This is a genomic window from Proteus sp. G4415, assembly GCF_963896075.1.
GTDB classification, from domain to species: domain Bacteria; phylum Pseudomonadota; class Gammaproteobacteria; order Enterobacterales; family Enterobacteriaceae; genus Proteus; species Proteus mirabilis.
The window spans coordinates 1-13732 of record NZ_CAWQOK010000038.1 but is presented as its reverse complement, the minus strand read 5'-3'; the positions used below and the strand labels follow the sequence as shown (position 1 = coordinate 13732).

At 41.3% G+C, this 13732-nt stretch carries 10 protein-coding genes; 9 read left to right on the top strand and 1 reads right to left on the bottom strand.

The genetic code is table 11. The features are described from left to right. The first annotated feature begins 19 nt into the window (after window positions 1-19). From nusA to AACU95_RS03220, 8 genes are all read left to right on the top strand, one after another. Window positions 20-1528, top strand: a complete 1509-nt coding sequence (gene nusA, locus AACU95_RS03255; protein ID WP_004246238.1) for a transcription termination factor NusA — start codon at window positions 20-22, stop codon at window positions 1526-1528. Between the two features lie 22 nt (window positions 1529-1550). Beyond that, window positions 1551-4301: a translation initiation factor IF-2 gene (infB, locus tag AACU95_RS03250; RefSeq protein ID WP_004246237.1), complete on the top strand. Its 2751-nt coding sequence runs from the start codon at window positions 1551-1553 to the stop codon at window positions 4299-4301. A gap of 307 nt (window positions 4302-4608) precedes the next feature. Continuing rightward, on the top strand, window positions 4609-5010 hold the full coding sequence (gene rbfA / locus AACU95_RS03245; RefSeq protein ID WP_004246236.1) for a 30S ribosome-binding factor RbfA: 402 nt from the start codon (window positions 4609-4611) through the stop codon (window positions 5008-5010). Further along, window positions 5010-5966, top strand: coding sequence for a tRNA pseudouridine(55) synthase TruB (gene truB, locus AACU95_RS03240; RefSeq protein WP_004253007.1), 957 nt, complete (start codon window positions 5010-5012; stop codon window positions 5964-5966). The genes rbfA and truB overlap by 1 nt, the downstream gene beginning before the upstream one ends. Before the next feature lie 122 nt (window positions 5967-6088). Further along, window positions 6089-6358 (top strand): 30S ribosomal protein S15, encoded by a 270-nt coding sequence (rpsO, locus tag AACU95_RS03235; RefSeq protein ID WP_004253005.1) that lies wholly within the window; start codon window positions 6089-6091, stop codon window positions 6356-6358. A 269-nt stretch (window positions 6359-6627) separates the two neighbouring features. Beyond that, complete coding sequence (gene pnp, locus AACU95_RS03230) at window positions 6628-8757, top strand: polyribonucleotide nucleotidyltransferase (protein WP_004246234.1); 2130 nt, start codon at window positions 6628-6630, stop codon at window positions 8755-8757. Between the two features lie 114 nt (window positions 8758-8871). Further along, window positions 8872-9759, top strand: coding sequence for a lipoprotein NlpI (gene nlpI / locus AACU95_RS03225; RefSeq protein WP_004249600.1), 888 nt, complete (start codon window positions 8872-8874; stop codon window positions 9757-9759). A 171-nt stretch (window positions 9760-9930) separates the two neighbouring features. Then, on the top strand, window positions 9931-11766 hold the full coding sequence (locus AACU95_RS03220; protein ID WP_026090516.1) for a DEAD/DEAH family ATP-dependent RNA helicase: 1836 nt from the start codon (window positions 9931-9933) through the stop codon (window positions 11764-11766). A 182-nt stretch (window positions 11767-11948) separates the two neighbouring features. Here the strand turns inward: AACU95_RS03220 and AACU95_RS03215 are convergent, their stop codons facing one another. After that, window positions 11949-12599 (bottom strand): helix-turn-helix transcriptional regulator, encoded by a 651-nt coding sequence (locus tag AACU95_RS03215; protein WP_004246231.1) that lies wholly within the window; start codon window positions 12597-12599, stop codon window positions 11949-11951. A 186-nt stretch (window positions 12600-12785) separates the two neighbouring features. On the opposite strand from AACU95_RS03215, the gene AACU95_RS03210 reads away from it, so the two are divergent. After that, window positions 12786-13732: sugar phosphate isomerase/epimerase family protein (locus AACU95_RS03210; protein WP_161737173.1), on the top strand; the 947-nt coding region annotated here is incomplete at its 3' end.

Sequence of the window (13732 nt, the reverse complement as noted above, 5' to 3'; positions counted from 1 at the left end):
TTTTGAAGAGGCAACTAGGATGAACAAAGAGATTCTGGCTGTTGTGGAAGCGGTCTCTAACGAAAAATCTCTTCCTCGTGAGAAGATTTTCGAAGCACTGGAAACTGCATTAGCGACAGCGACTAAGAAAAAATATGAGCAAGAGATTGATGTACGAGTTTGCATTGATCGTAAAACGGGGGATTTTGATACTTTCCGTCGTTGGCTTGTGGTTGAAGAAGTTACTCAGCCTACTCGTGAAATCACACTTGAAGCGGCTAAATACGAAGAGCCTGAAATTGAACTAGGCGGCTTCATTGAAGACCAAATTGAGTCTGTTACTTTCGACCGTATTACCACCCAGACCGCAAAACAAGTGATCGTACAAAAAGTACGTGAAGCTGAAAGAGCGATGGTTGTTGATCAATTCCGCGAACAATTAGGCGAAATTATCACGGGCGTTGTGAAAAAAGTAAACCGCGATAACATCACCCTAGATTTAGGAAATAACGCAGAAGCCGTTATCTTACGTGAAGATATGCTACCGCGTGAAAATTTCCGCCCAGGTGACCGTGTACGTGGTGTCTTATACGATGTTCGTACAGAAACTCGTGGTGCACAACTTTTCGTAACACGTTCTCGTCCTGAAATGCTGATCGAATTATTCCGCATTGAAGTACCTGAAATTGGCGAAGAGATCATTGAGATTAAAGCTGCAGCACGTGATCCAGGTTCTCGTGCCAAAATCGCTGTAAAAACCAACGATAAACGCATCGACCCTGTGGGTGCTTGTGTTGGTATGCGTGGTGCACGTGTACAAGCCGTTTCCAGTGAACTGGGCGGTGAACGAATTGATATTGTTCTGTGGGATGATAATCCTGCACAATTCGTGATTAATGCAATGGCTCCGGCAGATGTTGCTTCTATTGTTGTCGATGAAGACAAATGTACAATGGACGTCGCTGTTGAAAGCAGTAATCTTGCCCAAGCGATTGGCCGTAATGGTCAAAATGTTCGCTTAGCAGCACAATTACTGAAAAAACATCGTGGTGATGACAAATGGGAACTGAATGTCATGACTGCAGATGAACTGAATGCTAAGCATCAGGCAGAAGCAAACGCAGCCATTGAAATATTTACTAAGCATCTCGACATTGATGAAGACTTCGCAACTGTTTTAGTTGAAGAAGGTTTCTCTACCCTTGAAGAGTTAGTTTATGTGCCGATTGACGAACTGTTAGCTATCGACGGTCTTGATGAAGAAACAGTTGAAGCATTACGTGAAAGAGCAAAAGCGGCATTAACAACGATTGAACTAGCTCAAAAAGAAAGCCTAGGCGATAACCAGCCAGCTGAGGACTTATTAGCTCTCGAAGGCATGGAACGTTCTTTAGCATTTGATCTAGCTGCCCGTGGTATCTGCACACTGGAAGATCTTGCCGAACAGGGTATCGACGACCTAACTGATATTGACGGTTTAAATAGTGAGCGCGCAGGCGAACTCATTATGGCTGCTCGTAATATCTGCTGGTTTGGGAATGATGCGTAACAACTGAGCAGGAAGGAACAGAATGACAGATGAAACAGTAAAATCACTTGCAGAAGAGATTCAGACACCGGTTGAACGTTTGGTACAGCAGTTTGCTGATGCCGGTATTAAGAAAACCGTCTCTGATTCTGTCTCCCAAAAAGAGAAAGAAACCTTGCTGGCTTGGTTGAACCGTGATAAAGAGTCAACCAGCCAACCAGAAAAATTAACGTTACAGCGCAAAGTGCGTAGTACGTTAAGTGTTCCTGGTACAGGTGGCAAAAATAAATCAGTAGCCATCGAAGTCCGCAAAAAACGCACTTATGTGAACCGTGATGCAGTTGAAAAAGCACAAGCGGCAGAGCAAGCTCAGCGTGAAGCGGAAGAAAAGGCGCGTCGCGAAGCAGAAGAAAAAGCACAGCGCGAAGCACAAGAGAAAGCACAGCGCGAAGCTGAAGAAAAAGCAAAACGTGAAGCTGAAGAAGCCAAGAAAAAGGCTGAAGAAAAGGCAAAACGTGAAGCTGAAGAAGCAAAACGTGAAGCAGCGGAATTAGCTAAGCGCGAAGCAGCGGAAAAAGACAAAGTGAAACAAAACGAGAAACCAAAAGCTGATAAGGCTGATCAGGAAAAAGCACGTCGCATAGCCGAACAGGCTGAACTGAAACGTAAAACAGAAGAAGCTCAGCGTCGTAAAGCTGAAGAAGAAGCTCGCATTGCAGCAGAAAAAGCGCGTCGCTTAGCGGAAGAAAATGCTGAAAAATGGACTTCAGATACGTCATCTGAAACAGAAGGTACTGACTATCATGTGACGACATCTCGCTATGCGCGTGATGCAGAAGATGAAAGTGATGCTGAGGTTGAAGGTGGCCGTGGCCGTGGTCGTGCAGCAAAAGCCCCTCGTCCAAAGAAAAATAACCGTCACTCTGAAAAAGCAGATCGTGAAGAAGCTCGCGCTGCTGGCCGTTCTAACAAGAAAGGCAAAGGACGTAAAAACAGCACATTACAGCAAGGCTTCAATAAGCCAGCCGCTGCTGTAAACCGCGATGTTGTCATTGGTGAGACTATTTCAGTTGCTGATTTAGCAAACAAAATGGCAGTGAAAGGTTCTGAAGTCATTAAAACAATGATGAAAATGGGTGCAATGGCAACCATCAATCAAGTTTTAGACCAAGAAACGGCACAACTGGTTGCGGAAGAAATGGGTCACAAAGTTATCTTACGTCGTGAAAACGAGTTAGAAGAACAAGTGATGAACGACCGTGATACTAGCGATGAAATGGCTGTATCTCGTGCGCCTGTGGTGACTATTATGGGTCACGTTGACCATGGTAAAACCTCTTTACTCGACTACATTCGTTCAACGAAAGTGGCTTCAGGCGAAGCAGGTGGTATTACTCAGCATATCGGTGCTTATCACGTTAAAACCGACAAAGGTGAAATTACCTTCCTAGATACTCCAGGTCACGCCGCATTTACTTCAATGCGTGCCCGTGGTGCTCAGGTAACGGATATCGTTGTTCTGGTTGTTGCTGCTGATGATGGTGTGATGCCACAAACTATCGAAGCTATCCAACACGCCAAAGCAGCAAATGTGCCTGTTGTTGTTGCCGTGAACAAAATTGATAAACCAGAAGCTGATCCTGATCGTGTTAAAACTGAGCTGTCTCAATATGGCATTCTGCCAGAAGATTGGGGTGGTGAGACTCAGTTTATCCATGTGTCAGCAAAACAAGGTTTAGGTATTGACGAGTTGCTGGATGCTATCTTATTACAAGCTGAAGTACTTGAACTGAAAGCAGTAAAAGAAGGTATGGCAAGCGGTGTTGTTATCGAATCTTACCTCGATAAAGGCCGTGGTCCTGTTGCGACTATCCTTGTTCGTGAAGGTACTTTGAATAAAGGTGATATCGTTCTGTGTGGCTTTGAATACGGTCGTATTCGTGCAATGCGTAACGAATTAGGTAAAGAAGTACAATCTGCCGGCCCATCAATGCCTGTTGAGATTTTAGGTCTGTCTAATGTACCTTCTGCGGGTGATGAAGCAACCGTTGTTCGTGATGAGAAAAAAGCGCGTGAAGTTGCCTTATATCGTCAAGGTAAATTCCGTGAAGTGAAACTGGCTCGTCAACAGAAATCTAAACTGGAAAACATGTTTGCTAACATGGAAGAAGGTAAAGTTTCTGAACTGAACATCGTACTGAAAACGGATGTTCAAGGAACTTGTGAAGCCATCACTGATGCATTAGTTAAACTTTCTACAGATGAAGTTAAACTGAAAATTATCGGTTCTGGCGTGGGTGGTATCACTGAAACAGATGCGACTTTAGCGGCTGCTTCTGATGCTATCATTCTTGGTTTCAACGTTCGTGCTGATGCTTCTGCTCGTCGTATTATCGAACAAGAAAGTGTTGATTTACGTTACTACTCCGTTATCTATAGCTTGATTGATGAAATTAAATCAGCAATGAGCGGTATGTTAGAGCCTGAATACAAACAAGAAATCATGGGTCTTGCTGAGGTTCGTGATGTGTTTAAATCACCTAAATTCGGCGCTATCGCGGGTTGTATGGTGGTTGAAGGTAATATCAAACGTAACAATCCTATTCGCGTATTACGTGATAACGTGGTTATTTACGAAGGTGAGCTTGAATCACTGCGTCGCTTTAAAGATGACGTCAACGAAGTCCGTAATGGTATGGAATGTGGTATCGGTGTGAAAAACTACAACGATGTCCGTGTTGGCGATATGATTGAAGTGTTCCAAGTTATCGAAATTAAACGTTCTATCGATTAATCGAGTACGTCTGATTTAAAAAGGAAGGGAGCTTAATGGCTCCCTTCTTATTCCTCTCTTTATGCTATTCCCCCTTTATTCTTTTCTGTATTTTTCAATATAAGCGAAATAGATTGGCTTTCAGTAATTTATGTCATTAAAAGAACAGGGTAAGATAACGCTAAAGAGCAGATTTATTGCTAAAGAGAAAAAAAGCGTAAAGCGGTTGTGAAACGTGACTTTATGTATACTCTTTAGATATCATCGATTTTAAAATTGGATCAATAATGACAATAGAGTGATAACGACATTGTCAGGGAGAGATAAAATGGCAAGAGATTTTAGCCGTGCTCAGCGTGTTTCTCAGGAAATGCAAAAAGAAATCGCCATCATTTTACAGCGCGAAGTAAAAGATCCACGTATTGGAATGGCCACCGTATCCGGTGTTGAAATTTCACGTGATCTGGCTTACGCCAAAGTATTTGTTACCTTTTTAAACCTATCAGCAGGTGAAGAAAGCGATGAAGAAATGGTAGAAAATGGCTTAAAAGCCCTTAATGAAGCAGCAGGCTTTATTCGCTCTTTATTAGGTAAAGCGATGCGCTTACGTGTTGTTCCTGAGCTAACATTTGCTTATGACAATTCATTAGTTGAAGGTATGCGTATGTCTAACCTTGTGTCAAATGTTGTCAAAGATGATGAAAAACGCCGTCATAAAGAGGAAGAGTAATGGGGCGTCGTCGTAAAGGGCGTGAGATTAACGGCGTATTATTGCTTGATAAGCCTCAAGATATTTCATCGAATGACGCTTTGCAAAAAGTACGCCGCATGTTTAATGCAAGCAAAGCGGGGCATACCGGCGCTTTAGATCCTTTAGCGACAGGTATGCTTCCTATCTGTTTAGGTGAAGCGACAAAGTTTTCACAGTTTTTATTGGATTCAGATAAACGCTATCGAGTGATTGCCAAATTAGGTGAAAGAACAGATACTTCTGATGCTCATGGACAAGTGATCCAGCAACGACCTGTACAGTTTAACCAGCAAGCGCTCGATGCTGCGTTAGAGAGTTTTCGTGGTGAAACATTGCAAATTCCTTCAATGTATTCAGCCCTTAAGCATCAAGGTAAACCACTTTATGAATATGCAAGACAAGGTATTGAAGTTGAGCGAGAAGCAAGACCCATTACCGTGTATGAATTGCAATTTATTCGCTGGGAAGACGATGAATTAGAACTAGAAATTCATTGTTCTAAAGGTACCTATATTCGCACTATCATTGATGATCTGGGTGAGAAATTAAACTGTGGTGCCCATGTGATTTTCTTACGTCGTTTAGAAGTCGCAGATTATCCGAAAGAGCGTATGGTGACGCTTGAGCAATTGCGTGCAATCATTGATGATGCTCAGCAACAAGATGAGTCACCATTTCCTGCGTTAGATGCCTTATTATTGCCTATGGATACTGCGGTTGCACATTTCCCTGTGGTGCATTTAACCGCCATTATGGCGGGTTACTTAAAACTGGGGCAACCGGTTCGGGTAAATCACACCTTGGATGAAGGGGAATGGGTCAGAGTCACCGAAGGCGATGAGAAAAAATTTATTGGCCTTGCGATCATCAAAGATGGTCTAGTTGCACCGAAAAGATTAGTCGTGGATTATCACGCACTCAATAACCCTGAATAGCAATTCTTGCGCTAAGTGTGTTTGAAGCGTAGAATAATGCGGCTATCTGTTTAGGTGGCTGAGTTGGATAGCTGAATTAGAGATTGGCTATCTGAAAATTTTACTTTTATTGGAGTTTTATTATGTCTCTAAGTACTGAAGCGAAAGCAAAGATCGTTGCTGAATTCGGTCGTGATGCTAACGATACTGGCTCAAGCGAAGTTCAGATCGCACTGCTGACTGCAGAAATCAACCACCTGCAAGGTCACTTTTCAGAGCACAAAAAAGATCACCACAGCCGTCGTGGTCTGCTGCGTAAAGTTTCCAGCCGTCGTAATCTGCTGGACTACCTGAAACGTAAAGATGTAGCTCGTTATACTGCACTGATTGAACGTTTAGGTCTGCGTCGCTAATCAAGTGAGTTTCAGTGAAAAGGGGCCCGTAGGCCCCTTTTCTACTAGAAAGTGCTATTTTTAAGAAAGTGCTATTTCAAAAATGAGTCGTTATGTTTTAATGTGGTGATGGTTATTTAGTCTCTCTAGTTGCGACAATTCGCGCGGCTAATGAAAGTGTTTAAACGTGGTTAAGTTAAATATTTCCATTAGTCGCGAGGGGACGTAGCGGAGAAAAGATTATTCATCGTCGCTAAATATCATGCGACAATAAGATAAAGGATATTATTTTGCTGAATCCTACAGTTCGTAAATTTCAATACGGTCAACATACCGTTACGTTAGAAACGGGCATGATGGCTCGCCAAGCAACGGCTGCTGTAATGGTTGACATGGACGGCACTGCTGTTTTTGTTACCGTTGTTGCTAAGAAAAAAGTGAAAGAAGGACAAGACTTCTTCCCACTCACCGTTAACTATCAAGAGCGTTCATACGCAGCTGGCCGTATTCCAGGAAGTTTCTTCCGTCGTGAAGGTCGTCCTGGCGAAGGTGAAACTTTAATCGCGCGTCTTATTGACCGCCCTTTACGCCCACTATTCCCAGAAGGGTTCTTAAACGAAATCCAAGTAGTTGCGACTGTGGTTTCTGTTAATCCACAAGTTAACCCAGATATCGTTGCTATGATTGGTGCTTCTGCAGCACTGTCATTATCAGGTGTACCTTTCAATGGTCCTATCGGTGGTGCTCGTGTTGGCTTTATTGATGGTCAATATGTACTGAACCCAACCGTTGATGAACTGAAAATTAGTAAATTAGACTTAGTGGTTGCAGGTACTGCGGGTGCGGTACTGATGGTTGAATCAGAAGCTGATTTATTATCAGAAGAACAAATGTTAGGTGCAGTGGTATTTGGTCATGAACAACAACAAGTTGTGATTGAAAATATCAATGCATTAGTTGCCGAAGTCGGTAAAGAAAAATGGGATTGGGCACCAGAGCCTATTAACCAATCTTTACATGATCGTATTGCTCAATTAGCACAAACTCGTATTGGTGATGCGTATCGTATTACTGAAAAACAAGAGCGTTATGAGCAAATCGATGCTATTCGTGATGAAGTGATCAGCACATTATTAGCAGAAGATGAGTCTTTAGACGAAGGCGAAATCATTGAAATTTTCTCTGGTTTAGAGAAGAAAATTGTTCGTGCTCGTGTATTAGCGGGTGAACCTCGTATCGATGGTCGTGAAAAAGACATGGTACGTGCTTTAGATATTCGTACAGGTTTATTACCACGTACACATGGCTCTGCGCTATTTACTCGTGGCGAAACGCAAGCATTAGTAACAGCTACTTTAGGTACTGCACGTGATGCACAAACCATTGATGACATCATGGGTGAGCATACCGATACCTTCTTACTGCACTACAACTTCCCTCCATATTCTGTCGGTGAAACAGGTATGATGGGTTCGCCAAAACGTCGTGAGATTGGTCATGGTCGTTTAGCAAAACGTGGTGTATTAGCCGTTATGCCAACGATTGAAGAATTCCCATACACAGTACGTGTAGTGTCTGAAATTACAGAATCCAATGGTTCATCTTCAATGGCATCTGTTTGTGGTGCTTCTTTAGCACTGATGGATGCGGGTGTACCAATTAAAGAATCTGTTGCTGGTATTGCAATGGGTCTGGTAAAAGAAGGTGAAAACTTCGTTGTTCTTTCTGATATTTTAGGTGATGAAGACCATTTAGGTGATATGGACTTTAAAGTTGCGGGTAGCCGTAACGGAGTCAGTGCATTACAAATGGATATCAAAATCGAAGGTATCACTCGTGAAATTATGCAAGTCGCGTTAAATCAAGCGAAAAGCGCACGTCTGCATATTTTAGGGGTAATGGAAAGTGCAATTAGCCAACCGCGTGCAGAAATTTCTGAGTTTGCACCACGTATTCACACTATCAAAATCAATGCTGATAAGATCAAAGATGTTATCGGTAAGGGTGGTTCAGTTATCCGTGCATTAACGGAAGAAACGGGTACCACTATCGAAATCGAAGATGATGGTACAGTGAAAATTGCAGCTACTAGTGGCGAACAAGCAAAACAAGCTATCGCTCGTATCGAAGAGATCACGGCAGAAGTCGAAGTTGGCCGTATCTATAACGGTAAAGTAACACGTATCGTTGATTTCGGTGCATTTGTTGCTATCGGCGGTGGTAAAGAAGGTCTGGTGCATATTTCTCAAATCGCAGACAAACGCGTTGAGAAAGTAAGTGATTACCTGACTATGGGTCAAGAAGTTCCAGTGAAAGTACTGGAAATTGACCGCCAAGGCCGTATCCGCTTAAGCATGAAAGAGGCTCAAGCAACCCAGCAGGAAGCAGCTGAAACTTCTTCTGAAGATCCTGCAAATTAATGATATTCTATTACCGATATCTAGACATAGGTATCGGTAGAGACTTATTATGATTGACAAGTAGGACGTCATAAAACGCTTTTTGTTGAAAGAGTCTGACTTTGGGAGTGAGAAATGAAAACATTTCTGCGCGGTTGTTCTATTGCTGTTTTCATCTTTATTTCCGGGTGCAGCACTAGTCCAGAATGGCGTAAGAATGCTATTTTTGCTACTCCACTACAGCCTTCTTTACAACAAGAAGTGATATTGGCTCGTATAGAACAAATTCTGGCGAGCCGTTCATTAACCGAAGATGAATATGCACAGCTTTTATATGAGCGTGGTGTGCTGTATGATAGTCTCGGTTTAAGAGCATTGGCGCGCAATGATTTTTCAATGGCGTTGTCAATGAGACCAGATATGCTAGAAATTTTTAATTTTCTAGGTATCTATTTTACGCAAGCAGCGAATTATGATGCTGCTTATGAAGCGTTTGATTCTGTTTTAGAGCTTGATCCAACTTACAATAATGCGCGTTTTAATCGTGGTATCGCTTTATACTATGGTGGCCGATTGAAATTGGCGCAGGATGATCTGCAGGCGTTTTATCAGGTCGATCCAAATGATCCCATTCGTTCGCTTTGGTTATATCTTGTTGAAAAAGAGATAGACTCTGATTCTGCTAAAAAACAGCTGAAACAGCGATACCTACAGGCGAATAAAACGGGACAATGGGGATGGAATATAGTTGAGTTTTATTTAGGTGACATTAGTGAAAAAACATTAATGGAAAGGCTAAATGAAACGTCAACCGATAACACTTCGCTCGCTGAGCATCTTAGTGAAACTAACTTCTATTTAGGTAAATATTACCTAAGTCTGGGGGACATGGATAGCGCTGAAGCGTTATTCAAGCTGACGGTTGCCAACAACGCACATAACTTTGTTGAGCACCGCTACGCATTGTTGGAATTAGCACTGTTAGGCCAACAAGAAGACCTAGCGGAATCGGACCAGCAATAGCTGACGAACATTTCTTTGATCAGTTTGAAAGCCATCATCTGCATAGGATGAGGGCTTGTTTGTTCGTTTAATAATATAATTTGAGCCAGTTCACATTTTAGATGATAAAGACCGACAAACCATGCGGTATGTTATGTCAACTGGCCGCCATAATGAATGAGGCACAGTGACATGACTACTGAAACCGATATGACTTTTGCTGATCTAGGTTTATCAGCACCTATTTTGACTGCACTGAATGATTTAGGCTACGAGAAGCCTTCTCCAATTCAGCAACAATGTATTCCTTTCCTTTTAGATGGCAATGATGTTCTAGGTATGGCACAAACCGGTAGTGGTAAAACCGCTGCGTTTAGCTTACCGTTATTACACAATCTAGATGAATCATTAAAAGCACCACAAATTTTAGTGTTAGCACCAACCCGTGAACTTGCGGTTCAGGTTGCCGAAGCCATTGAAGATTTTTCTAAACATTTACCAAAAGTGAATGTCGTTGCTCTGTATGGCGGCCAACGCTATGACGTTCAACTACGTGCATTACGCCAAGGGCCACAAGTTGTTGTGGGTACACCGGGTCGTTTATTAGATCACTTAAACCGTGGCACCTTAGATTTATCTAAACTAAAAGGTTTAGTATTAGATGAAGCTGATGAAATGTTACGTATGGGCTTTATTGAAGATGTTGAGAATATCTTAAGTAAGATCCCAGCAGAGCACCAGACCGCATTATTCTCTGCGACGATGCCAGAAGCTATCCGTCGTATTACACGTCGCTTTATGAATGATCCAAAAGAAGTACGTATTCAAAGCAGTGTAACTACACGCCCAGATATTAGCCAAAGCTATTGGATGACTTATGGTGCACGTAAAAATGAAGCATTAATCCGTTTCTTAGAAGCAGAAGATTTCGATGCAGCTATTATTTTCGTTCGTACAAAAAATGCGACCTTAGAAGTAGCAGAAACCTTAGAGCGTAATGGCTATAACAGTGCGGCATTGAATGGTGACATGAATCAGTCTCTGCGTGAGCAAACATTAGAGCGTCTGAAAAACGGCCGTTTAGATATCCTTATCGCAACGGATGTTGCTGCGCGTGGTCTGGATGTTGACCGTATCAGCTTGGTTGTCAACTATGATATCCCTATGGATTCAGAGTCTTATGTACACCGTATTGGACGTACTGGCCGTGCTGGTCGTGCGGGTCGTGCAATTCTATTTGTTGATAATCGTGAGCGCCGTTTACTGCGCAATATCGAGCGCACGATGAAGATGTCTATTCCTGAAGTTGAATTACCAAACGCAGAGCTGATTAGTCAGCGTCGTCAGGAAAAATTTGCTCAGCAAATCGCTCAACAGTTAGAAACAAGTAACCTTGACCAATATCGTGCATTGTTACCAAAATTAGCGCCACAAGGTGAAGAAGCGTTAGATATGGAAACATTGGCGGCGGTATTACTGAAAATGGCTCAAGGTGAGCGTGCACTTATTCTGCCACCTGATCCAGTACGTCGTCCTCGTCGTGAATTTAACGATCGTGACGATCGCCGTAACGATCGCGAACGTTCTCCACGTCGTGAGCGCCGTGATGCGGGTGAAATGGATCTTTATCGTATTGAAGTGGGTCGTGATGATGGGGTTGAGGTTCGTCATATTGTTGGTGCTATTGCCAACGAAGGCGATATCAGTAGCCGTTATATTGGTAATATCAAATTATATGGCTCTCACTCAACCATTGAGTTACCAAAAGGGATGCCAGGCGATTTATTAAGCCACTTCACTCGTACTCGCATTATGAATAAACCATTGAATATGCAGTTAGTGGGTGATGCACAACCTTACCGTGAGCGCCGTAATAGCAGCCGTCGTGATGGTCAGCCACAAGGTGGTCGTCGCTTTAGTAAAGGCGATCAACCACCACGCCGTGGTAATGGCGAGCGTGGTAACTTCCGTGGTCGCGGTAATAACGAAAACGCACCACGTCGCCGTAGTAGCTCTCATAATCAATAAGAAACTTAAAGTTTATTCAATTTTAAGCTGAATTGATAAAAACCAGTCCATACAATGGACTGGTTTTTTTATAGTATGCTGAGCGTGGTGTTTGGCGCCTTATATGCAGCCGTAAGTAGGGTGCTGTTAGAGGACGACAGGAGTGATCCCATCTCCTACTAGACAATAAGTAAATCTTATTATTATTTCTTACTTAAATTTCTTAAATGCTTATAAATTGTTGCTGAGCTTATGCCTAATTCGGCGGATACTATTTTATGTGTTGCTGAAAATTCAAAAAGTCCACTTTCATTTAATTCTTTAATTATCTCTAAGTTCTTGTATTTACTTGGAATATTTTTATTTCCATAAACTCTCTTTTTAATTGGTTCTAGATGATTCTGTACAAGATTATTCACATCTTGTGAAAAATTTTCATGTTTTAAATTATTTGTATCAGTAAAACTATCTATTAATGCATTTAATGGCATATCGAGAGCAAAGTTCATACAAATCATACCAATAGGTGTACCTGCATTATTTACAATTAAAGTAGATGATGATTTAAATGGCCGAACACTTTTTGTATTGAAATAAACCTCCCACATTTGATCTGTTCGATTAAATTTTGAGAGTTTTTCTAAAGCAATATTTGTTACGGGGGCACCTAATCCACGACCAGTAACATGTCCATTAACTATGTGGATAACGGAATGGCGTAAATCCTCAAAACTATGTAGCACTATTTCACAATAATCACCGAGAAATTGCCCCAAATTATCGAGAAAAGGAATATAAGAGCGGAGTAGATGCCGATCTTCTTCAGTAATCTTTTGGTTTGTAGGAAGGTCCATAAGAAATTTTACCCATAATTACAGTTAAATAATTCTAACGTTAAAAGTTGTCGAAATCCATATTTAGTATACTCGGATAATACTGAGTAAAATATTTTTATACTAAGTTAAGTTTTATGATCCTAAGCACATACTTTATTTTCTTAATATGGCTAAATACGGGTATAGGAATTCGAGGAAGAAATTATGAAACTAGGTATTGAAACAGAGTCCTATCACCTATTTTTTCAGCAGGGTGTAATGGATGTTTTTGATTTTATAAATAAAGCAACTGAATTAGGGCTGGATGGGGTCGAATTAAATATCATTCCTGATGAAGGATTACACCCAGAATTTGGTGTGTTAACAAGTGATAGCCCTGAATATTTAGCAAAAGTACGTCAGGCAATTGAAGATAAAAATCTTTATTGTGAATTAGATACACGTTTTACAACACCAAAGGCATTAACAAAAGCAATTGATATCGCTCGAGGAATTGGTGCTGATGTGATACGTACTTATATGTTTCGTCGAGGACAATACAATCCGAAACAATACCCTAAAATTATTCAAGATATTAAGTCTATTGTTCCATTATTAAAAAAATATCGTATACGTCTTGCAATAGAAAATCATGAAGATGAAACGGCTGATGAAATCTTAAATATTGTAAAAGATATTGATTCTATTTGGGTTGGTGCACATTGTGATATTGGTAATGGCATGATGGCGTGGGAAGATCCTATAGTAACAGTGAGCAAATTAGCACCTTATACATATAGCACTCATTTTAAAGATCATATTGTTACACATGATGATGAAACACTGGTAATTACAGGAATGCCTCTTGGTGAAGGGAGTATTGATATCGATGAATGTTTTCGTTTATTAGTTGAACATTCGCCTGTAACACGTATTAACTTAGAAAACTGTTTTCCCTATACATCTCATTTTGCTAGAGATAAAGGAACGGGGGGAGTATTTGAATTAAGTGGAAGCTTTGAAGTTAAATCACCACCTTTTGATACGCAATTAATTAACCCCTTGGAATATTATTATCCAGCTAAAATTTCTCCTGTTGCATTAAAAACATTAATGGACGCACAAGAGCGTTGTGTACAAGTTTCTGTTAATAAATTAAAAGAACTAAGAAA